Raw genomic sequence first — 20,862 nt, forward strand, 5'->3', positions numbered from 1 at the left:
CCCCCCCCCCCCCCCCCCCCCCCCCCCCCCCCCCCCCCCCCCCCCCCCCCCCCCCCCGCCCGCCCCCCCCCCCCCCCCCCCGCTGCGGTGAGGGAGGAGGGCCCGCCGCGGCCGGCACGGTGCGCCGCCTGCCGGACCCGGGACGGGGGACACTAGCCTCGGCCGGGGAGTCCAGCGGGTCGGTCGGGGCGGGAGGATCGGTGACGTCGTCGCACGGGTCGCCTGTCCCCGTGCCGCCGTCCGCGTCGTCCCCGCTGTCCGTGGACCGGGTGACCGACCGCAACGAGCTGCCCGACCGGGTCTGGACGATCCCCAACGCGCTGTCGGTGCTGCGGCTGCTCGGCGTGCCGCTGTTCCTGTGGCTGCTGCTCGGCCCGGAGGCCGACGGGTGGGCGGTCGTCGTCCTCATGGTCTCCGGCGTCACCGACTGGGCCGACGGCGCCGTCGCCCGCCGGCTGCGGCAGTACAGCCGCCTCGGCGCGGTGCTCGACCCGGCCGCCGACCGGCTCTACATCGTCGCCACGCTCGTCGCGTTCGTGCTGCGCGACGTCGTCCCGTTCTGGGTGGTGGCGGTGCTGGTGGGCCGGGAGCTGGTGCTCGGGGTCATGCTGCTGGTGCTGCGCCGGTACGGCTACCCGCCCCTGCAGGTGCACTACCTGGGCAAGGCCGCGACCTTCATCCTGCTGTACGCCTTCCCGCTGCTGCTGCTCGCCGACGGCGACGGCCCGCTCGTCGCGGTCGCCCAGCCGGTCGCCTGGGCGCTGACCATCTGGGGCGGCGTGCTCTACGTGGCCGCCGGCGTGCTCTACGTCGTGCAGGTGCTGGGCATCGTCGCCGCCGAGCGCCGGGCCGCCGCGGCCCGGGCGGTGCCGTGACCGCCGCCCCCCGGGGCGGTCTGCGCGCGGCGGGCGCCTCCCTGCTGGACCAGGTGCTGGCCGAGACCCTCGACCCCGCCTACGTGGACGCCGCCCGCGCCCGCGCGGGCCGGCCGGAGCCCTCGCCCGCCCGCCGCGCCGGCCGCCGGGGCGCGGTGGCGCTGGTGATGGTCGTCGCCGGCCTGCTCGCCGCGGTGACCTACCACCTGACCGCCGCGGGCGCCGAGGGCCGGCAGGAGATCCGCGCCGCCCTGGTCGACGACATCGGCGACGCGCAGCAGGTCACCGACGGCCTGGCCGGCGAGCTCGAGCGGGTCCGCGCCGAGGTCGCCGACGCCCGCGAGGCGGCCCTGGCGGCCTCCGACGAGGGCCGGCAGGCGCTCGACGAGCTGGACGCGGCCGAGCAGATGGCCGGCACCGTGGCCGTCACCGGGCCCGGGCTGCTCATCACCCTCGCCGACGCCGAGGCCGCGGCGCAGGACGACCCGGTCGGCGGCGACGCCGAGGTCGACCCCCGCGGCCAGGTGCGCGACGACGACATCCAGATCGTGGTCAACGCGCTGTGGGCCGCCGGTGCCGAGGCGGTGAGCGTGGACGACCAGCGACTCGGGCCGACCACCGCGATCCGGTTCGCCGGCGAGGCGGTGCTCGTCGACTTCCGGCCGGTCACCAACCCCTACGAGATCCGGGCGATCGGCGACCCCGCCACGCTGCGCTCGGCCTTCCTGGGCAACGCCCAGGTCGTCGCCCTCGCCGGGGTCCTCGAGTCCTTCGGGCTGACCTTCGAGCTCGCCCAGCGCGACGATCTCGAGCTGCCCGCCGGCCACGGCGGCCAGCTGCGCTCCGCCGGCCCCGTCCCCCCGGACGACGCCGCGACGCCGTCCGGGGGATCGGCGCCACCCGGCGGCACCGACGCCGCCGACCCCGCCGATCCCGGCGACCCCGCCGGCCCCACCCCCGACCCGGACCCCGGAGGCTGATCCGTGATCCCCGTCCTCGGCCTGGCCGTCGGGGTGGTGCTCGGCCTCGTGCTCGACCCGACCGTCCCGCTGTGGCTGCAGCCCTACCTGCCGATCGCCGTCGTCGCCGCCCTCGACGCGGTGTTCGGTGGCGTCCGCGCGCGGCTCGACGGGATCTTCGACGCGAAGGTGTTCGTCATCTCGTTCGTGTCCAACGTCGTCGTCGCGGCGCTGATCGTCTTCCTCGGCGACCAGCTCGGGGTGGGCGCGCAGCTGTCCACCGCGGTGGTCGTGGTGCTCGGCATCCGCATCTTCGGCAACGCGGCGGCCATCCGCCGGCACGTCTTCCGGGCATGAGCGGCGACCCGCGCCCCGGGGGGACGCCGGACCCGGCCCCCGACGACGAGCGCCCCGCCGGGCCGGACCGCCCGCGCGCGGACGCCGCGGCCGCCGGGCCCGCCGCCGACCCCGAGCCCGCCGCCGACCCCGGACCGGAGCCCGCCGACCAGCCGGCGGACGGCGCCCCGCCGGCCGCCCGGCGCCGCCGCCGCGATCCGCTGGCGGCCGCCCTCATCGGCGTGCTGACCCTGCTGCTCGGCTTCGCCTTCGCCGTCCAGGTCCGCGCCACCGACACCGACCAGGCCCTGACCGGGGCCCGCGAGGAGGACCTCGTCCGCATCCTCGACGAGCTGGAGGCCGAGGAGGCCCGGCTGCGCTCGCAGCTGGCCGACCAGCGCGCCGCCCTGCGCGACCTCAACGACACCGACAGCCGCGCCGACGCCGCCCTCGAGGAGGCGCAGCAGCGCGCCGACGCGCTCGCCATCCTCAACGGCACCGTCGCCGCCGAGGGCCCCGGGCTGCTGATGAGCATCCGCGACCCCGAGGGCGAGGTGCGGGTCGCCGACGTGCTCGACGCCATCCAGGAGCTGCGCGGCGCCGGCGCCGAGACGATGCAGATCGACGGCGTCCGCATCGGGGCGAGCTCCGCGGTCACCGGCGAGCCCGGCGAGCTGCAGATCGACGGGCAGCCGATCAGCAGCCCCTACGAGATCGCCGTCATCGGCTCGCCGCAGGACCTCGAGACGGCGATGAACATCCCCGGCGGCGTCGTCGACAACGTCAGCCGGCGCGGCGGCACCGTCGTCATCGCACAGGCCGACTCGGTGCTGGTGGACGCGTTGCGACCGCTGGAGACGCCTCAATACGCTGAGCCGGACACCGACTGAGCCCGGCGACCACGGTCGCCGGGCCGGCCCCACCCTCCGTCCCGGGAGCCCTGCCGCATGACCGTGCCCGCCGACCGCCGCTACACCGACCAGCACGAGTGGACGCTCGTGCGGGACGGGGACGACGGGGCGACCGTCGTCCGCGTGGGCATCACCGACCACGCCCAGGACGCGCTCGGCGACATCGTCTTCGTGCAGCTGCCCGAGCTGGGCGCGGAGCTGGCCGCGGGCGACCCGATGGGCGAGGTGGAGTCGACCAAGTCCGTCTCCGACGTCTACGCGCCGGTGGCCGGCGTCGTCGTGGCCGTCAACGACGCGCTCTCCGACACCCCGGAGACGGTCAACGCCGACCCGTACGGGGCCGGCTGGCTGGTCGACCTCCGGGTGGACGACGCCGCCGGGGACCCCACGGCCGCGCTGCTGGACGCCGACGGGTACCAGGCGCTGGTCGACGCCGGCTGACCGGCGCCGCGCGCCCGGGCAGCGCCGGAACGCCCCGGCGCACGCCCCGCCGCACCGTGCGCCGGGCCTGCGCCTCCCGGCGCGGCGGCTCACTATGCTCGTCCGCACGACCGCAGCCCGGGGCCTCCCGGGACCGCGGTCGTGACCCTGGACCTTCGGTTGACCCTCGGGTCCGCCGCTGGTTCCATGACCAACGGCCCGCCGTGCCCCGCACGGCGGCCGACCCACGACGGCACCGACCGGTCCGTCGTCCGCCGGCCGCCCGCGGCGACCTCCCGAGGACCGCGGCGGTGCCCCCTGCACCGGAGGAGATCGACGTGCACTGCACTCGTTGTGGACACAACAACCCCGAGGGCAGTCGCTTCTGCGCGCAGTGCGGCTCGGCCCTCACCCCGGAGCGGATCGGCGAGTCGACCAGCGTGATCCCCAAGGTCGGCGGGGAGGACTCCGGCGAGGTCGCCGAGGTCGCCGCGGACACCGCCGCGGACGCGCACGCCGGGGCCGTGGAGTCGCTGCCGGCCGGCTCGGCCCTGCTGGTCGTCAAGCGCGGCCCCAACGCCGGCAGCCGGTTCCTGCTCGACCAGGACGTGACCACCGCCGGCCGCCACCCCGACAGCGACATCTTCCTCGACGACGTCACCGTCAGCCGCCGGCACGTGGAGTTCCACCGCGAGGGCGGCGGCTTCTCCGTGCACGACGTCGGCAGCCTCAACGGCACCTACGTCAACCGCGAGCCGGTCGACGTCGCCACCCTCGCCGGCGGCGACGAGGTGCAGATCGGCAAGTTCCGGCTGGTCTACCTCACCGGCCCGCGGACCGGCGAGCCCGCCGCCCGCTGACCCCGGTGCCCGGAGCGCGAGCCCGCGCGGCCGGGGACGGCGCCGACGAGCACACCCCCCGGCTCACGATCGGGGAGGTGCTGAGCGTCCTCCGCGACGACTTCCCCGACGTGACGATCAGCAAGATCCGTTACCTCGAGTCCGAGGACCTGGTGCACCCGGAGCGGACGGCGTCGGGGTACCGCAAGTTCTCCCCGGCCGACGTCGCGCGGCTGCGCTACGTGCTGGCCGCTCAACGCGACCAGTACCTGCCGCTGCGGGTCATCAAGGAGCACCTGGAGGCCCTCGACCGCGGGCTGCCGCTGCCCGGCAACGGCGGCTCCGCGGCCGAGGCGGCCGGGGTCGTCGCGGGGGCGATCGCCGACGCGGGCCAGGCCGACGGCGCGCTCACCCCGGAGGAGTTCGCCGCGGCCGCCGGGATGGACCGCGACCAGCTGGCCGACTGCGTGCAGTTCGGCCTGCTCGTCCCGGACGCCGACGGCCGGCACCCGGCCGCGGACCTGCCCGTCGCCCGGGCCGCCGCCGGGCTGTCCCGGCACGGCCTGGAGCCCCGGCACCTGCGCGTCTACCGCACCGGCGCCGAGCGGGAGGCCGGGCTGGTCGAGCAGCTGGTGACCCCGGTGCTGCGGGCCCGCTCGGACGACGCCCGGGCCCGCGCCACGGAGAAGCTGCGCGAGCTCGCCGGGCTCTCGGCCCAACTGCACAGCGCCCTGCTCGAGGCGCGACTCCGGGACCTCCTGCGCTCCTAGGTCGGGCGTACGGTGGACGCACCGGATCCCGGGCGCGCACCGCCCGATCGCGCCGACCCGGCGCACCCGCCCCGGGAGCCGCCGTCCAGCCGTAGCGCGCAGCCGAGGAGCCTCCCGTGCAGGAACTGCGAGTCGTCGGGGTCCGGGTGGAGCTGCCCGGCAACCAGCCGATCCTGCTGCTCAAGGAGACGCAGGGGGAGCGGTACCTCCCGATCTGGATCGGCGCGGTCGAGGCCGCCGCGATCGCGTTCGAGCAGCAGGGGGTGCGGCCGGCGCGGCCGATGACCCACGACCTGCTGCGCGACGTCGTCCGCGCGCTCGGGGCCACGCTCGAGGCCGTCAACATCACCGAGATGCGCGACGGCATCTACATCGCCGAGCTGGTGCTCGGCGAGGACCGCGTGGTCAGCGCCCGCCCCTCCGACGCCGTCGCGCTCGCCGTCCGCACGGGCGCGCCGATCTTCGGCGCGGAGGCCCTGCTCGACGAGGTGGGGATCGAGATCCCCGACGAGCAGGAGGACGAGGTCGAGAAGTTCCGCGAGTTCCTCGACCAGATCTCCCCGGAGGACTTCGGCGCGGGCTCCGGGTCCGGCGGCGCCTGAACGCCCGGGGCGGGTGTGACCCCACGGGCAACAGTCGTCACACGCGTCCCACCGGCCACCCGTCGACTACAGTCACGCACCGGTCTCGCCGATAGGCTCCCTTCGGGTGAGTGCAGCGACACGCCGCCCCGTTCAGTTGACCCACCCCAGGGCCCGGCTTACCGTTCGGCGAACAACACCGGTGTGACACCCGCGCTCCGTGGGTGCAGGACCGGGGTGGTCGCCCCGACCGGGGCGGGACGCGGAGGAGGGACGCCGACGTGAGCGACCAGAGCAACGGCTCCCAGGGTCAGCTCTTCAGCGACGCCGCCGTCGGCGCGCCCTCGTACGACGACGTCGACAGCGACCTCGTCGGCTACCGCGGCCCGACCGCCTGCGCCGCCGCCGGCATCACCTACCGGCAGCTGGACTACTGGGCCCGTACCGGGCTGGTCGCCCCCTCGGTGCGCAGCGCCACCGGCTCGGGCACGCAGCGGCTGTACTCCTTCCGCGACATCCTCGTGCTCAAGGTCGTCAAGCGGCTGCTCGACACCGGCGTCTCGCTGCAGAACATCCGCAAGGCCGTCGACCACCTGCGCAACCGCGGGATCAAGGACCTGGCCAACGTCACCCTGTTCTCCGACGGGGCCACCGTCTACGAGTGCACCTCCGCCGAGGAGGTCGTGGACCTGCTCGCCGGGGGCCAGGGCGTCTTCGGCATCGCCGTCTCCGGCGCCCTGCGCGAGCTGTCCGGCGACATCGCCGAGCTGCCCGCCGAGCGCCTCGACGGCGGGCCGGTGCACCACGGCGACGACGAGCTGTCGATGCGCCGCCGCCGCAAGGCGGTCTGAGGCTCTGCTGTCCGTCGTCCTCCGGACGACACCGCGGCCAGGTGCCGTGCCCCTGCTGCGCTGAGCCCTGCCGCCGGTACCGGCGGGGACCCTGCGGGCCGCCGCTCGGCGGGACCTCCCGCTGGTAGCGTTCCCTCAGTGATCGACCCTGGGTCTGCGTCCACCGAATCCCAGCCGCCGCTCTCCCCGTCGGCCCCGCTCCCGTCGCTGCGGTCGCTGAGCCCGGCCGGCTCGTTCGCCGCCCGGCACATCGGCCCGCGGCCGGCCGAGACCGCCGCGATGCTCGCCGCGGTCGGGTACGACTCGCTGCAGTCCCTGGTCGACGCGACCGTGCCCGAGGCGGTGCGCGACCGCCGCCCGCTCGACCTGCCCGCCGCGGCCGACGAGTCCGCCGTCCTCGCCGCGCTGCGCGAGCGGGCCGCGGCCAACGAGGTGTTCACCTCGATGATCGGCCTGGGCTACTCCGGCACGGTCACCCCGGCGGTCATCCAGCGGGTCATCCTCGAGAACCCGGCCTGGTACACCGCCTACACGCCCTACCAGCCCGAGATCAGCCAAGGCCGGCTCGAGGCGCTGCTGAACTTCCAGACGATGGTCGCCGACCTGACCGGCCTGCCGGTCGCCGGCGCCTCGATGCTCGACGAGGCCACCGCGGCCGCCGAGGCGATGACGCTGGTCCGCCGGGCCGGGCGCGCGAAGCCGGATGCGGTGTTCGTGGTGGACGCCGACACCCTGCCGCAGACCCTCGCGGTGCTCCGGACCCGCGCCGAGCCGCTGGGCATCCGGCTGCACGTCGCCGACCTCTCCGCCGGGTGGCCTCCCGACCTGCCCGAGGCCGGCGCGTTCGGCGTGCTGCTGTCCTTCCCGGGCGCGAGCGGCGCGGTCCGCGACCACCGGGCGCTGGCCGCCGCCGCGCACGAGGCCGGCGCCGCCGTCGTCGTCGCCGCGGACCTGCTCGCCCTGACCCTGCTGGAGGCGCCGGGGGAGTGGGGCGCCGACGTCGCGTGCGGCAGCAGCCAGCGCTTCGGCGTCCCGCTCGGCTTCGGCGGCCCGCACGCCGGCTACCTCTCCGTCCGCGAGGGCCTGGCCCGGCAGCTGCCCGGCCGGTTGGTCGGCGTCTCGGTGGACGCCGACGGCGCCGTGGCCTACCGGCTGGCGCTGCAGACCCGCGAGCAGCACATCCGCCGGGAGAAGGCGACCAGCAACATCTGCACCGCCCAGGTGCTGCTCGCCGTCATGGCCGGCGCCTACGCCGTCTACCACGGCCCGGAGGGGCTGGCCGCGATCGCGGCCCGGGTGCACCGCAGCGCCGTCGCCCTCGCCGGCTGGCTGCGCGCCGGAGGCCTGCAGGTCGTGCACGGCGAGTTCTTCGACACCGTCACCGTCGCCGTCCCCGGGCGGGCGGCCGAGGTGGTCCGCGCCGCCGCCGACCGGCGGGTCAACCTGCGCCTGGTGAACGCCGACACCGTCGCGGTCGCCTGCGACGAGACGACGACGCCGGAGGTGCTGCGGCTGGTCGCCGAGGCGTTCGGGGTGGCCGCCGACGACGCCCTGCTGGACGACGACGGCGCCGGCGCGCTCCCCGCCGACCTGCGCCGGCGCACGCCGTACCTCACCCACCCGGTCTTCTCCGCGCACCGCTCGGAGACGGCGCTGCTGCGCTACCTGCGGTCGCTGTCGGACAAGGACCTCGCGCTGGACCGCACGATGATCCCCCTGGGCTCGTGCACCATGAAGCTCAACTCGGCCGTCGAGATGGCGGCCATCACCTGGCCGGAGTTCGCCGGCATCCACCCGTTCGCCCCGGCCGGGCAGACCCGCGGCTACCGGCAGCTCATCGACGAGCTGTGCACCGGCCTGGCCGAGATCACCGGCTACGCGGCCGTGAGCGTGCAGCCCAACGCCGGCTCGCAGGGCGAGTTCGCCGGGCTGCTGGCGATCCGCGGCTACCACCGCTCCCGCGGCGAGGAGCACCGCGACGTCTGCCTCATCCCCAGCTCCGCGCACGGCACGAACGCCGCCAGCGCCGTCATGGCCGGCATGCGCGTCGTCGTCGTGGCCTGCGACGAGGCGGGCAACGTCGACCTGGCCGACCTCCGCGCCAAGGTCGAGAAGAACGCCGACCGGCTCGCCGCGATCATGATCACCTACCCGTCGACGCACGGGGTGTTCGAGACCGAGGTGCGCGACATCTGCGCCGCCGTCCACGACGCCGGCGGGCAGGTCTACGTCGACGGGGCCAACCTCAACGCGATGGTGGGGCTCGCCCGCCCCGGCCGGTTCGGCTCCGACGTCAGCCACCTCAACCTGCACAAGACGTTCTGCATCCCGCACGGCGGCGGCGGGCCCGGGGTCGGGCCGATCGGCGTCCGCGAGCACCTCGTCCCGTTCCTGCCGGGGCACCCGCTGGCCGACACCGGCGGGCAGGGGCCGACGGTGTCCGGGGCGCCCTGGGGCTCGGCCGGCATCCTGCCGATCTCGTGGGCCTACCTGCGGCTGATGGGCCCCGACGGGCTCCAGCGCGCCACCGAGCACGCGATCCTCGCCGCCAACTACCTCGCCGTCCGGCTGCGCGAGCACTACCCGGTGCTCTACACCGGCCGCGACGGGTTGGTCGCGCACGAGTGCATCCTGGACATCCGGCCGCTCACCAGGGCCACCGGGATCACCAACGACGACATCGCCAAGCGGCTGGTCGACTTTGGGTTCCACGCGCCGACGATGAGCTTCCCGGTGGCCGGGACGCTGATGGTCGAGCCGACCGAGAGCGAGGACCTGGGCGAGCTCGACCGGTTCGTCGAGGCGATGGTCGCCATCCGCGCCGAGATCGGGAAGGTGGCCGCCGGCGAGTACGACCGGGAGGACAACCCGCTGCGCAACGCCCCGCACACGCTCGCGATGGTGGCGGGGGAGTGGGGCCGGCCCTACCCGCGCTCCGCGGCGGTGTACCCGGTGCCCGGCCTGGTCGGCCGCGGCTACCTGAGCCCGGTGCGGCGGATCGACCAGGCCTACGGCGACCGCAACCTCGTCTGCTCCTGCCCGCCGCCCGAGGCGTTCGCCGAGCCGGAGCCGGCCGCGGCCCCCGTCGCCCGGGTGCCCGACCGCGGCGAGGGGGCGCCGGACGACCTCGGCACGGCGGGGGACGTCGTGGCGGCCGGGCAGGCCTGAGCCGCCGGGCAGCGAAGAGCTCCCCGGCGGCCATCGGGGCCCGTCAGGCGCTGACGAGCACCGGCGGGAAGTCGCGGTGGTGCGCCACGGCCCGCCCGTCGGGCAGCAGCTCGCCGTCGTCGTCGAACAGGACGACGCCGTTGCACAGCAGGCTCCACCCCTGCTCCGGGTGGCTGCTCACCACCGCGGCGAGGTCACGGTCGTCGCTGCTGGCGTCGGGGCAGGGGACTACGTGGGAGCACATGGGGGACCACTCCTGATCGGCGGCGGGCCGGCCGCCTGGTGACGGTTCGTGTCCGGTCGATCACCGGACGGGGAGAAGTGTGCCCCCGGTCACCTCGGCTGTCAGGCACGCGGGCGACGGAGTCACCCCTCCGGGTCGTCGAGACCTGCCATGGCGCGACCCCATCGGACCGGCGGACCATGCCGCGCGCCCGGTGCCCGCCGCCGCGCCTGATGGGTCGTCCGGCGCACCCCGCCCACGTCCCGGCTGCACCGACGACCGTTATCCCCAACAGCGCCGCCTGCGTGGCCGGCCCGGAGGGAGGGGGCGCCGGGGGAGGAGGTGCCCGGCGCAGGGGCGGAGCCCCCCGACGGATGCGCCCGCCCCGGCCCAGCTCGAGCCCGCGCGGGGGACGTCGGGACGGAGGGCCGGCGCGCCGCGGTCGGGCCGGGCGCCTCGGCACGGGCGGTGTGCGCCCCGGGCCCACTCCGGCGCCGGACCGGTCGCTCGGCGCACAGCGCCCGTGCCCTGCCGCACTGACGACCGTTATCCCCAACAGCGTTGCCGCGACGGCGGCCGCTGGTGACGTGGCGAAGGACGGAAGCACCGACGGGAGAGCGGCGGCCCGCGGGGGAGGAGGGCGTCAGATCTTGCGGAGGAGCACCCGGCGGACCGAGTGGTCGGCGGCCTTCTGCAGCACCGCCCGCGCCCGCGAGCGGGTGGGCACGATGTTCTCCCGCAGGTTGGGCAGGTTGACCGACCGCCAGATCTCCAGGGCGGTCTGCCGGGCCTGCTCGTCGCTGAGGTCGGCGAACCGGTGGAAGTAGGCGCCGGTGTCGGCGAACGCGGTCCGGCGCAGGGCGAGGAACCGCTCGACGTACCACTCCTGGATGTCGCCCTCGGCGGCGTCGACGTAGACGGAGAAGTCGAAGAAGTCGGAGAGGAACACCTCCGGCGCCCGGCCGTCGGCGCGGCGCCCGGCCTGGAGCACGTTGAGGCCCTCGAGCACGAGGACGTCGGGCCGGTCGACGTCCTGGGTGGCGCCGGGCACGACGTCGTAGGACTGGTGCGAGTACAGCGGCGCGCTGACCCGCCCGCGGCCGCTCTTGACCTCGGCGAGGAAGCGGACGAGCGCCCGCCGGTCGTAGCTCTCCGGGAACCCCTTCCGGCCGAGCAGGCCCCGGGCCTCCAGGACGCCGTTGGGCAGCAGGAACCCGTCGGTGGTCACCAGGTCCACCCGCGGCGACCCCGGGCCGGCGGCCAGCAGCGTCTGCAGCAGCCGGGCGGTGGTGCTCTTGCCGACCGCGACGCTGCCGGCCACGGCGATCACGTAGGGCACCTTGGCGCTGGCGTCGCCGAGGAAGCGGTTCCGCGCCGCCCACAGCCCGCGGCTGGCCTCCACGTGCAGGTCGAGCAGGCGGGCCAGCGGCAGGTAGACGGTGGCGACCTCGTCGAGGTCGATCCGGTCGCCGAGGCTCTTGAGGGCGGCGAGGTCCCCCTCGTCGAGCGGCAGCGCCGACCCGGCGGCCAGCGCCCGCCACGACGTGCGGTCGAACACCGCGTAGGGCGAGATGGCCCGCGTTCCTGCCGTCACGCCGCACATCGTGCCGTCCGCCGGCGGGCGCCCCGCGCCCCGGGTCACCCGACCGGGGTGCAGCGGCCCCGGTCGGGTGCGGGAGCCGCCGCCGTTCGGGCGGGCGGCGTCTACTGTCGGCCGCGTGGCGAACTCCGGCCTGCTCGACTGCATCGAGCGGTACCACGCCGCCGCCCCGCTGCCGGACGGGCGGATCGAGGCGGTCGGCGGTCTCGACGTCCCGATCGTGCCGCCGGCCTGGCCGTACCCGGCCCGCCCGCGGCCCGGCGCGCGGGTCACCGAGGACGACGTCCGCGCGGCCGTGGCCGTGCAGGACGACGCCGGACTGCCGGTCGCGCTGGAGTGGGTCTGGGAGCGCACCGCCGGCGTCGCGGCGGCCGCCCGCGCGGCCGGGCTCACCGTCGACTACATGCCGCTGCTGGTCCTGGACGCCCCGATCGAGCTGCTGCTGCCGCACGGCGTCCGGCTCTACCTGGTCGGCGCCGAGGACCCGCAGCTGCCGCGGTACCAGCGGCTGGTCGAGCTGGCCTTCGCGACCCCGTCCGGCAGTCCCGGCGGCGCGACGGCGGTCGAGGAGCGGGTCGAGGCCGGCCCGCGCACCGAGGTGCTCCGGGAGCGGATCGCCACCGGCCGCACGGTGATCATGGTGGCCGTCGAGGACGGCGAGCCGGTGGCCGTGGGCTCGCACCACCCGCTGGACGTCGACGGCCGCGAGGTCAGCGAGATCACCGGCGTGGCCACGCTGCCGCGGCTGCGCGGCCGCGGCCTCGGGGCGGGTCTGACCTCGGCGCTGGCCGAGCACGCCCGCGAGACCGCCGACCTGGTGTTCCTCACCGCCGGCGACGACGACGTCGCCCGGGTCTACGAGCGGGTCGGCTTCGCCTGGGTGGGGACCACGGGCGTCGCCGACCTGCCCGTCAGCTGACCGTCAGGGCTCCTCGTAGGTCGCCACCAGCACCGCCCGCGCCAGCGTGTGGCCGAACAGGTTGAACCCGTGGTAGGCCGGCGAGGCGTCGTCGGGCACCCCCATGTCCTCGGTGTCGAGGGCGTGCACCACGACGAAGTAGCGGTGCGGGCCGTGGCCCGACGGGGGAGCGGCGCCGACGTAGCCGGCGAACCCGGCGTCGTTGCGCAGCATGCGGGCGCCCTCGGGCAGGCCGGCGCCGCCCTCGGCGCCGGCGCCGGCGGGCAGCGAGGTCACCGACGCCGGGATGCCGGTGACGATCCAGTGCCAGAAGCCGCTGGCGGTGGGGGCGTCGGGGTCGTAGACGGTGACGGCGAACCCGCGGGTCTCCTCGGGGAAGCCCGACCAGGACAGCTGCGGCGACCGGTCCTCGCCGCCGGCGCCCATCACGCCGCTCACGTGCGGCATCGGCAGCGTGTCCCCGTCGCGGACGTCGCTGCTGGTGACCTCGAACGACGGGACGGGCGGCAGGAAGTCGTACGGGCTCGGCGGCACGGGACGGTCGGCCATGTCGGTCCTCTCCTCGCAGGTCGGGGCGGGGACGCCGGCGCGTCCCGGGCCGACCCTAGAAGGACCTCGTCCTCCTCACCCCTCGCAGGCCCGGGGCGAGCTCCGCGACGAGGCCGGTGCGCCGTCTCGAGCGGGCACTGGCACAGGAGCGTCGGTACCGTCGCAGCGTGCTCGGACTCCCCGACGGCATCAGGGCCTGTCTCTTCGACATGGACGGCGTGCTGACCCGGACCGCGACGGTCCACATGGCGGCGTGGAAGCGGACCTTCGACGAGTTCCTGCGCGCCCGCGACCCGGGGGCGGCCGAGTTCACCCAGCTCGACTACAACCGGTACGTCGACGGCAAGCAGCGGGCCGACGGCGTCCGGGACTTCCTCGCCAGCCGCTGCATCACCCTGCCCGAGGGCGGCCGCGACGACGGCCCGGACGCCGAGACCGTGCACGGCGTCGGCCAGCGCAAGAACGTGCTGCTGCTGCGCGAGCTCGAGGAGCACGGCGTGGAGGTGTACCCGGGCTCCGTGCGCTACCTGGAGGCGGCGCGTGCGGCGGGGCTGGCGACGGCGGTGGTCACCGCGTCGGCCAACGGCGAGCAGGTGATGGCCGCCGGCGGCTTCGCGCACCTGATCGACGCGCGGGTCGACGGGGTCGTCGCCGCGCGCGAGGGCCTGCGCGGCAAGCCGGCGCCGGACACCTTCCTGGCCGGGGCGCGGGCGCTGGGCGTCGAGCCGGCGCAGGCCGTCGTCTTCGAGGACGCGCTGGCCGGGGTGGCCGCGGGCCGGGCCGGCCACTTCGGGTTCGTCGTCGGCGTGGACCGGGTCGGGCAGGCCGACGGGCTGCGGGAGCACGGCGCCGACGTCGTCGTCGACGACCTCGCCGACCTGCTGGAGACGACGCCGGGGAGCCGGAAGTGATCGAGCTCGCGAGGTCACCCATGGGCACGGCACCGTCGGTCACGACGCCGACGAGCGCCAGCGAGGAGGTCTCGTGACCGAGGGGCGGGCCACCTTCCCGATCGAGCCGTGGTCGCTGACCGAGATCGGCCTGGACCACACCTCCCTGGGCGTGCACGAGTCGGTGTTCGCGCTGGCCAACGGCCACATCGGGATGCGCGGGTCGTTCGAGGAGGGCGAGCCGATCGTCGTCCCGGGCACCTACCTGAACGGCTTCTTCGAGGAGCGGCCGCTGCCCTACGCCGAGGCCGGTTACGGGTTCCCCGAGCAGGGGCAGACCGTCGTCAACGTCACCGACGGCAAGCTCATCCGCCTGCTGGTGGGCGACACCCCGCTGGACCTGGACTACGGGGAGATCGTCGAGCACCGGCGCACCCTGGACCTGCGCCGCGGGACGCTGCGCCGGGTCACCGAGTGGCGCTCGCCGGCCGGCCGCACCGTCACGGTCACCTCCACCCGGATGGTGTCGCTGAGCCGCCGGTCGATCGCCGCGATCGAGTACACCGTCGAGTGCACCGACGGCCGCGGCGACCTGTACGTGGCGCTGCAGTCGGACCTGCTGGCCAACGAGCCGGTCGACAGCGGCATGGAGGCCGACGACCCGCGGGCCGCGGCGGCGCTGCGCCGTCCGCTGGTCAACGAGCTCGCCGTCGGCCGCGGCCAGCGGGCGGTGCTGGTGCACCGGACCGCGCGCAGCGGGCTGCGGGTCGCCGCCGGCATGGACCACGTCGTCGACGTGCCCGACACCGCCACCGAGGACATGGAGGCGGGGGAGGACCTCGCCCGGTTCACCCTCGCGGCCCGGCTGCCGCAGGGCCGCGGCCTCAAGCTGGTCAAGTTCCTGGCCTACGGCTGGTCGTCGCGCCGGTCGGCCGCGGCGGTGCGCGACCAGGTCGAGGGCGCGCTGGCCACCGCCAAGCTGGCCGGCTTCGAGCGGCTGTGCAGCGAGCAGAAGTCGGTGCTCGACGAGTTCTGGGCCCAGGCCGACGTCCAGGTGGAGGGGGACGACGAGCTGCAGCAGGCGGTGCGCGTCGGGCTGTTCCACGTCCTGCAGGCCGGCCTGCGCGCCGAGCGGCAGCCGATCCCGGCCAAGGGCCTGACCGGCCCCGGCTACGACGGGCACACCTTCTGGGACACCGAGACCTACGTGCTGCCGGTGCTCACCTACACCGCCCCGCACGCGGCGCGGGACGCGCTGCGGTGGCGGCACTCGACGCTGGACCTGGCCAAGGACCGGGCCCGGGAGCTCGGTCGGCGCGGCGCGGCCTTCCCGTGGCGGACCATCCGCGGCGAGGAGACCTCGGGCTACTGGCCGGCCGGGACGGCGGCCTTCCACATCAACGCCGACATCGCCGACGCCGTCGTCCGGTACTGGCACGCCACCCAGGACGACGAGTTCGACCGCGACTTCGGCGCCGAGCTGCTGATCGAGACCGCCCGGCTGTGGGCCTCGCTGGGGCACTTCGACAGCGAGGACGGCTTCCGCATCGACGGGGTGACCGGCCCGGACGAGTACACCGCGGTCGTGGACAACAACGTGTACACGAACCTCATGGCGCAGCGGAACCTGCGCGAGGCGGCCCGGGCGGTGGGCCGGCAGCCCGACGTCGCCGGGCGGCTGCACGTCACGGAGGACGAGGTGGCGGTGTGGGAGCGGGCCGCGCGGCTGATGCGCGTGCCGTTCGACGCCCGCCTGGGCGTGCACATGCAGTCGGAGAACTTCACCCACCACGAGGAGTGGGACTTCGCCGCCACCCCGCCGGACTGCTACCCGCTGCTGCTGCACTTCCCGTACTTCGAGATCTACCGCAAGCAGGTCATCAAGCAGGCCGACCTGGTGATGGCGCTGCACCTGCGCGGGGACGCCTTCACCCAGGAGGAGAAGGCCGCCGACTTCGCCTACTACGAGGCGCGGACGGTGCGCGACTCGTCGCTGTCGGCGGCGCAGCAGGCGGTGGTGGCCGCGGAGACCGGGCACCTGGAGCTCGCCTACGACTACTGGGCCGAGGCCACGCTCACCGACATCCAGAACCTGCACGGCAACTCCGGGCACGGCCTGCACATCGCGTCGATGGCCGGTGGCTGGACCGTCGCCGTCGCCGGGTTCGGCGGCATGCGCGACCACGACGGGCGCCTGCTGTTCGCCCCCCGGCTGCCGGCGCGGCTGACCCGGCTGCGGTTCCGCGTGGTCTACCAGGGCCGGATCCTGGAGGTGGAGATCGGCAAGGAGCAGGCCACCTACCGGCTGGTCGAGGGGGAGCCGCTGGACGTGCACCACCACGGCCGGCGGATCACCGTGGACGACGGCGCGGTCTCCGTCGACATCCCGCCCGCGCCGCAGGTGGAGCCGGTGCGCCAGCCGCACGGCGCGGCCCCGCGCCGGCGCGCCCGCGCCTAGCACCCGGGGTCGAGGGGTCAGGCGCCGAGCAGCCACCAGCCGCCGAGGGCGAGGCAGCCCAGGTCCACCGCGAGCAGCACGCCGACCCACAGCAGCGCCGGCAGGCCGGTGAGGCGGGCCAGCTGGTCGGCGTCGGAGTCGCGCGCGGCGCGCCGCCGCCGGGCCCGCTGCAGCTCCACCACCGTCTTCGGCGCGGCCAGCAGCAGGAACCAGGTGAGGGCGGCGGCGAAGACGGCCTGCCCGGTCGGCGGCAGCCACCACGTCGCGGCGAACACCACCGCGCCCGTGGCGAGCACCGACCACAGCCCGTACCAGTTGCGGATCTGCACGAGCAGCAGCGCGAGCAGGGCCAGCAGCGCCCAGAGCAGCCCGACCGCGTGCCCGGCGGCGAACAGGGCGGCGGCGCCCAGCCCGAACAGCGCCGGGCCGGTGTAGCCGGCGGCGCAGGTCAGCACCATGCCGGGGCCGGTGGGGCGGCCGGCCGAGACGGTGAGCCCGGAGGTGTCCGAGTGCAGCCGGATGCCGGCCAGCCGCCGTCCGGCGGCCAGGGCGGCGAGCCCGTGCGCGCCCTCGTGCGCGATCGTCACCACGCTGCGGGCCGGGCGCCACAGGGCGGGGGAGAGGACGACGAGCAGCGCGGCCACCGCCGCGCCCAGCACCCACTCGGCGGGCAGGTCGGCGACCGGCGTGCTGACGCGGTCCCAGAACCGGCCGACGACGTCCACGGACGACCCCCCTCCCGGCCCGGCGGCGCTCGGCGGCCAGCCTCGCAGACGGACCTGGCAGCGGCGCCACGGTCCCCGTCCGGACGTTCGACCGTTATCCCCAACAAGTGTGCGCCCCTCGACCGTGGTCGCCCGACCAAGGAAACCGGAGCAACAACACTAGAGGACCGGCCGCCGGGGCGGCGGCCGCGGACGGTCCCGGCGGCGCGCGCGGTCACTACCCTCGGCGGCGATGTCCGCCGCCCGCTCGCCCGAGGGTCCGGCGGTGTCGCGCCGGTCCTTCCTCGCCGGGCTCGGCTCCGGCGCCGGCCTGCTGCTGGTCGGCTGCGACTCCGCCGGTGGGGGCACGGGCCGGTCGACCGGCGGCCCGGCGCCGTCCGCGGCGCCGGGGTACGGCTCGCTCGCCGCCGACCCCGACGGGCTGCTGTCGCTGCCCGAGGGCTTCCGGTACCGGGTGCTGGCCCGGGAGGGGAGCACCCGGCTGGACTCCGGCGAGCCAGCGCCGTCGGACCCGGACGGCGCCGCGGCGTTCGCCCGTCCCGACGGGCCGGGCGCCGTGCTGGTGGTCAACCACGAGGTCGGCGGGGACGAGCCGCACCCGGTCCCGCACGTCCCGGGCCTGGTCTACGACCCGGCCGCGCACGGGGGCACCACCACGCTGGTGGTCGGTGCGGAGGGCGAGGTCCTGTCGCACGCGGTGAGCCTGGCCGGCACCCTGGACAACTGCGCGGGCGGCCGGACGCCGTGGGGGACGTGGCTGACCTGCGAGGAGACCGAGGAGGTGCGGGAGCGCCGGCACGGCTACGTGTTCGAGGTGGACCCGCACGATCCGGCGGCCAACCGCGACCCGCGGCCGGTCACGGCGCTGGGGCGGTTCGCGCACGAGGCGGTCGCGGTGGACGCCGACGCCGGCGTCGTCTACCTGACCGAGGACGCCGTCGAGCCCAACGGCGGGCTGTACCGGTGGGTGGCCCCGCCCGGCGCCCGGCCGCTGGGCCGGGGGTCGCTGCGCGGGCTGGCCGCCGACGCCGGCGTGCTCGAGGCGCTGCGGGCCACCACCGCCGACGGGCGGCACGTGCCCGACCTCTCCGCGGCGACCGAGCCGGGCACCACCTACCGGGTGGAGTGGGTGCCGGTGCCCGACCGGGACGCGGCGACCACCCCCGTGCGCCGGCAGCTGCCCGACGACCGGGTCACCCGCGCCCGGAAGCTGGAGGGCGCGTGGCAGGCCGGCGGCGGCGCGTACGTCGTCTCGTCGTTCGCCCGCGCCGACGACGGCAGCGCCGTCGAGCACGACGGTCAGGTGTGGTTCCTCGACCCGCGGGCCGGGACGCTCACCCTGCGGCTGCGCCTGGCCGTCGCGGCCGACCCGGACGCGCCGGGGGAGGGGCCGGACAACATCACCGTCTCGCCGCACGGCGGGCTGATCGTGGCCGAGGACGGGCTGGGCGCGGTGCACCTGCTCGGCGTCACCGACGACGGCGCGGTGTACCCGCTGGCCCGCAGCGAGGCCGGGGGCGAGGACGCCGAGTTCTGCGGCCCGGTGTTCTCACCCGACGGCCGCTGGCTGTTCGCGAACCTGCAGGGCCCCGGCTGCACGTTCCTCGTCGAGGGCCCGTTCGGGTCGCTCGCCTGACCGCGCCGGCGGATAGTCGCTCGACGCGGCGGCCGGGCCGGGCCAGGCTGGCGGGGTGGACCTGATCGGCACCCTGCCCGCCTTCCTGGCCGCGGTGCTGCTCATCGCCGCCTCCCCGGGCCCGGCGATGGCGCTGATCGTCCGGCGGGCCGCGCTGCGCGGGCTGCCGGGCGCCGTCCCGACCGTCCTGGGCGTGGAGGCCGGGCTGTTCCTCTGGGCGCTGATGGCCGGCGCGGGCCTCGCCGCCCTGGTCGCCGCCTCCGAGGTCGCCTACCTGGTGCTGCGGGTCGCCGGGGCGCTGGTGCTGCTGTACCTCGGCGGCCGCGCGCTGCTGGGGGTGTGGCGGGAGCGGCGGACCGGGGTGCCGGCCGACCCGCCGGTCGTGGCCCCGCCCACGGGCCGCGGCTGGTGGACGGCGTTCGGGGAGGGCGTCGTCGTCCAGCTCGCCAACCCCAAGCTCGCCGTCTTCATGGTGGCCTTCTACCCGCAGTTCGTGCCCGCCTCCGGTTCCCCGTTCGCCGCCACGGCCGCCCTGGCGACGGTGCAGGTGGCGGTCGAGACCGCGCTGTACCTGGGGCTGGCCGCGGGAGTGGCGCGGGCGGGGGAGTGGTTCCGGCGGCCGCGGATCCGGCGCCGGCTGGAGGTGGCGAGCGGCACGGTGCTCGTCGCGCTGGGTCTGCGGGTCGCCGCGGCCGGCCGCTGACCCCCTCAGGGGCGCCAGTCCGGATCGCGGCCCGACAGCCGCAGCGCCCGCTCCAGCGGCGGGGCGCCGTCGTCCACGGGGAGCGCGTCGGCGAAGCCGTCGTACTGGCGCATCATCGCGGCGCACTGCTCGACCGCCGCCAGCACGCTGCGGGCGGTGGGCTCGGCGACCTCGATCGTCTGCCCGGTCGCGGCCGCGACGTCCCAGCCGTGCAGGACGAGCTCGGCCAGGTTCATGCCGGCGACCGCCTCGACCGGCATCACCATGCCGCCGAGGTCGATCTCGCCCCGCCAGGCGGCCGGGTCCCGCCAGGCGGCCAGCGCGCGGTCGAGCTGCTCGGCGTACCGCCGCGGCCAGCCGGGCTCCGCGGCGAAGTCGCGGTCGACCAGCTCCGCGGGCAGGTCCGTGCGGCGGGCGCGGTGCTCGAGGCCGTGGCCGGTGTGGAGCACCCAGTGGTCGACGAGGGTCCGCAGGTCCCAGCCGGTGGCCGGGGTGGGGGCGTCCAGCGGCGTGCCGGCGGCGCCGCGGGCGACGGCCGCGGCCGCGCGGGCGGCGTCGGCGAGGTCGGCGTACAGGGGCGGCAGGGTCGTCGCGGTGGTCATGCCCCCATGCTGGCGACGGCGCCGCCGCCGGTCTTGGAGAAAGACGACGCACCGCCCGCCTGGCGGGCGTACCGGCCCGGCGGGGTGCCGACGGCGGCGGTGAAGTCGCGCACCAGGTGGGCCTGGTCGGCGTAGCCGAGGTCCGTGGCGACGGCGGCCCAGTCGACGTCCCCGGTCAGCGCGCGCTCGGCGACCTCCCGCAGCCGGGCCATGCGGATGACCTGCTTGACCGGCAGCCCCACCGCGTCGGCGAAGGCCCGCTGCAGCCACCGCACGGACCGGCCGCAGCGGTCGGCCAGCTGGTCGACGCGGGTCAGCCCCCGGTCGCGCTCGACCAGGTCGACGGCGGCGTCGAGCTCGGCCTGCTCCGGCGTCGGCCGGCGAGGGAGCGCGCGCAGCCAGCCCTCGACCAGCGGGCGGGCGGCGGCGAGGTCGGGGGCCTCCCGGACGCGGCGGGCGAGGTCGTCGTCGAGAGGGAGCACCTCCCCGGCCGGCAGGACGCGGTCGCGGAGGCCGGCCAGGGGTCGGTCGACCAGCGAGCGGAAGGCCGCCGGGCGGAAGCGGACGGCGGCGACGGCGCACCGCCCGGTCAGCTGCCGCCGGTAGGTGCCCGAGACCGGCCCGGTGACCCAGGTGCCGTCGGGCTCGAAGGACACGTTGACGGCGGGGTAGGAGAGCACGAGCGACTCGTGCCGCCGCCCCGGCGGCAGGTCCCAGGCCACCCGCCAGTGGACGGCGACCAGGTCGGCCAGGTCCGGCGAGGGCTGCAGCCGGTCGAGCGCGAAGGCCTCGGGCAGGGCGGAGGGCCGCAGGATGCCCCGGGTCCCGCCGTCGCCCACGTCCGGAC

General features: G+C 76.4%; 21 protein-coding genes. 15 read left to right on the forward strand and 6 right to left on the reverse strand.

Annotated features, from left to right (window positions below; genetic code table 11):
* Positions 1 to 230: 230 nt before the first annotated feature.
* From ACI79F_RS01730 to gcvP, 10 genes are all read left to right on the forward strand, one after another.
* Positions 231 to 875: a CDP-alcohol phosphatidyltransferase family protein gene (locus tag ACI79F_RS01730; RefSeq protein ID WP_456543614.1), complete on the forward strand. Its 645-nt coding sequence runs from the start codon at positions 231 to 233 to the stop codon at positions 873 to 875.
* The gene (locus ACI79F_RS01735; protein WP_456543613.1) at positions 872 to 1,855 is read left to right on the forward strand and encodes a DUF881 domain-containing protein; all 984 of its coding nucleotides are present in this window, start codon (positions 872 to 874) and stop codon (positions 1,853 to 1,855) included. The genes ACI79F_RS01730 and ACI79F_RS01735 overlap by 4 nt, the downstream gene beginning before the upstream one ends.
* A 3-nt stretch (positions 1,856 to 1,858) precedes the next feature.
* Entirely contained in the window at positions 1,859 to 2,191 is a 333-nt protein-coding gene (locus ACI79F_RS01740) for a small basic family protein (protein ID WP_456543612.1), read from the forward strand.
* The gene (locus ACI79F_RS01745; RefSeq protein WP_456543611.1) at positions 2,188 to 3,060 is read left to right on the forward strand and encodes a DUF881 domain-containing protein; all 873 of its coding nucleotides are present in this window, start codon (positions 2,188 to 2,190) and stop codon (positions 3,058 to 3,060) included. The genes ACI79F_RS01740 and ACI79F_RS01745 overlap by 4 nt, the downstream gene beginning before the upstream one ends.
* 57 nt (positions 3,061 to 3,117) lie before the next feature.
* Complete coding sequence (gene gcvH / locus ACI79F_RS01750; RefSeq protein ID WP_456543610.1) at positions 3,118 to 3,522, forward strand: glycine cleavage system protein GcvH; 405 nt, start codon at positions 3,118 to 3,120, stop codon at positions 3,520 to 3,522.
* A 290-nt stretch (positions 3,523 to 3,812) separates the two neighbouring features.
* Positions 3,813 to 4,361, forward strand: coding sequence for an oxoglutarate dehydrogenase inhibitor Odhl (gene odhI / locus ACI79F_RS01755; protein WP_456543609.1), 549 nt, complete (start codon positions 3,813 to 3,815; stop codon positions 4,359 to 4,361).
* A gap of 5 nt (positions 4,362 to 4,366) precedes the next feature.
* On the forward strand, positions 4,367 to 5,110 hold the full coding sequence (gene ftsR / locus ACI79F_RS01760; protein WP_456543608.1) for a transcriptional regulator FtsR: 744 nt from the start codon (positions 4,367 to 4,369) through the stop codon (positions 5,108 to 5,110).
* Between the two features lie 116 nt (positions 5,111 to 5,226).
* Positions 5,227 to 5,712: a bifunctional nuclease family protein gene (locus ACI79F_RS01765; protein ID WP_456543607.1), complete on the forward strand. Its 486-nt coding sequence runs from the start codon at positions 5,227 to 5,229 to the stop codon at positions 5,710 to 5,712.
* Between the two features lie 260 nt (positions 5,713 to 5,972).
* The gene (locus ACI79F_RS01770; protein ID WP_456543606.1) at positions 5,973 to 6,542 is read left to right on the forward strand and encodes a MerR family transcriptional regulator; all 570 of its coding nucleotides are present in this window, start codon (positions 5,973 to 5,975) and stop codon (positions 6,540 to 6,542) included.
* 138 nt (positions 6,543 to 6,680) lie between these two features.
* The gene (gcvP, locus tag ACI79F_RS01775) at positions 6,681 to 9,710 is read left to right on the forward strand and encodes an aminomethyl-transferring glycine dehydrogenase (protein WP_456543605.1); all 3,030 of its coding nucleotides are present in this window, start codon (positions 6,681 to 6,683) and stop codon (positions 9,708 to 9,710) included.
* Between the two features lie 43 nt (positions 9,711 to 9,753).
* Here the strand turns inward: gcvP and ACI79F_RS01780 are convergent, their stop codons facing one another.
* Positions 9,754 to 9,954 (reverse strand): DUF5999 family protein, encoded by a 201-nt coding sequence (locus tag ACI79F_RS01780; protein ID WP_456543604.1) that lies wholly within the window; start codon positions 9,952 to 9,954, stop codon positions 9,754 to 9,756.
* A gap of 622 nt (positions 9,955 to 10,576) precedes the next feature.
* The gene (coaA, locus tag ACI79F_RS01785) at positions 10,577 to 11,536 is read right to left on the reverse strand and encodes a type I pantothenate kinase (protein ID WP_456543621.1); all 960 of its coding nucleotides are present in this window, start codon (positions 11,534 to 11,536) and stop codon (positions 10,577 to 10,579) included.
* Positions 11,537 to 11,651: 115 nt separating this feature from the next.
* Between coaA and ACI79F_RS01790 the strand changes: the two genes are divergently transcribed.
* The gene (locus ACI79F_RS01790) at positions 11,652 to 12,452 is read left to right on the forward strand and encodes a GNAT family N-acetyltransferase (RefSeq protein ID WP_456578865.1); all 801 of its coding nucleotides are present in this window, start codon (positions 11,652 to 11,654) and stop codon (positions 12,450 to 12,452) included.
* A 3-nt stretch (positions 12,453 to 12,455) separates the two neighbouring features.
* On the opposite strand, the gene ACI79F_RS01795 is transcribed toward ACI79F_RS01790, so the two are convergent.
* Positions 12,456 to 13,001, reverse strand: a complete 546-nt coding sequence (locus tag ACI79F_RS01795) for a YbhB/YbcL family Raf kinase inhibitor-like protein (protein ID WP_456543602.1) — start codon at positions 12,999 to 13,001, stop codon at positions 12,456 to 12,458.
* A 167-nt stretch (positions 13,002 to 13,168) separates the two neighbouring features.
* Between ACI79F_RS01795 and ACI79F_RS01800 the strand changes: the two genes are divergently transcribed.
* The gene (locus ACI79F_RS01800; RefSeq protein ID WP_456543601.1) at positions 13,169 to 13,912 is read left to right on the forward strand and encodes a beta-phosphoglucomutase family hydrolase; all 744 of its coding nucleotides are present in this window, start codon (positions 13,169 to 13,171) and stop codon (positions 13,910 to 13,912) included.
* 73 nt (positions 13,913 to 13,985) lie between these two features.
* Positions 13,986 to 16,349: a glycoside hydrolase family 65 protein gene (locus tag ACI79F_RS01805; RefSeq protein ID WP_456543600.1), complete on the forward strand. Its 2,364-nt coding sequence runs from the start codon at positions 13,986 to 13,988 to the stop codon at positions 16,347 to 16,349.
* A gap of 17 nt (positions 16,350 to 16,366) precedes the next feature.
* Here ACI79F_RS01805 and ACI79F_RS01810 read toward each other — a convergent pair whose 3' ends face one another.
* Complete coding sequence (locus ACI79F_RS01810; protein ID WP_456543599.1) at positions 16,367 to 17,074, reverse strand: M50 family metallopeptidase; 708 nt, start codon at positions 17,072 to 17,074, stop codon at positions 16,367 to 16,369.
* A gap of 232 nt (positions 17,075 to 17,306) precedes the next feature.
* Between ACI79F_RS01810 and ACI79F_RS01815 the strand changes: the two genes are divergently transcribed.
* Positions 17,307 to 18,710 (forward strand): alkaline phosphatase PhoX, encoded by a 1,404-nt coding sequence (locus tag ACI79F_RS01815; RefSeq protein ID WP_456543598.1) that lies wholly within the window; start codon positions 17,307 to 17,309, stop codon positions 18,708 to 18,710.
* A 55-nt stretch (positions 18,711 to 18,765) separates the two neighbouring features.
* Positions 18,766 to 19,413: a LysE family translocator gene (locus ACI79F_RS01820; RefSeq protein ID WP_456543597.1), complete on the forward strand. Its 648-nt coding sequence runs from the start codon at positions 18,766 to 18,768 to the stop codon at positions 19,411 to 19,413.
* A 5-nt stretch (positions 19,414 to 19,418) separates the two neighbouring features.
* Here the strand turns inward: ACI79F_RS01820 and ACI79F_RS01825 are convergent, their stop codons facing one another.
* Together ACI79F_RS01825 and ACI79F_RS01830 are read right to left on the reverse strand one after the other, a co-directional pair.
* Positions 19,419 to 20,015 carry a TIGR03086 family metal-binding protein gene (locus ACI79F_RS01825; protein ID WP_456543596.1) on the reverse strand — a complete coding sequence of 199 codons (597 nt, stop codon included), beginning with the start codon at positions 20,013 to 20,015 and terminating at the stop codon, positions 19,419 to 19,421.
* Complete coding sequence (locus ACI79F_RS01830) at positions 20,012 to 20,854, reverse strand: helix-turn-helix domain-containing protein (protein ID WP_456543595.1); 843 nt, start codon at positions 20,852 to 20,854, stop codon at positions 20,012 to 20,014. The genes ACI79F_RS01825 and ACI79F_RS01830 overlap by 4 nt, the downstream gene beginning before the upstream one ends.
* Positions 20,855 to 20,862 lie beyond the last annotated feature (8 nt).

Source organism: Blastococcus sp. SYSU D00868 (genome assembly GCF_054050575.1).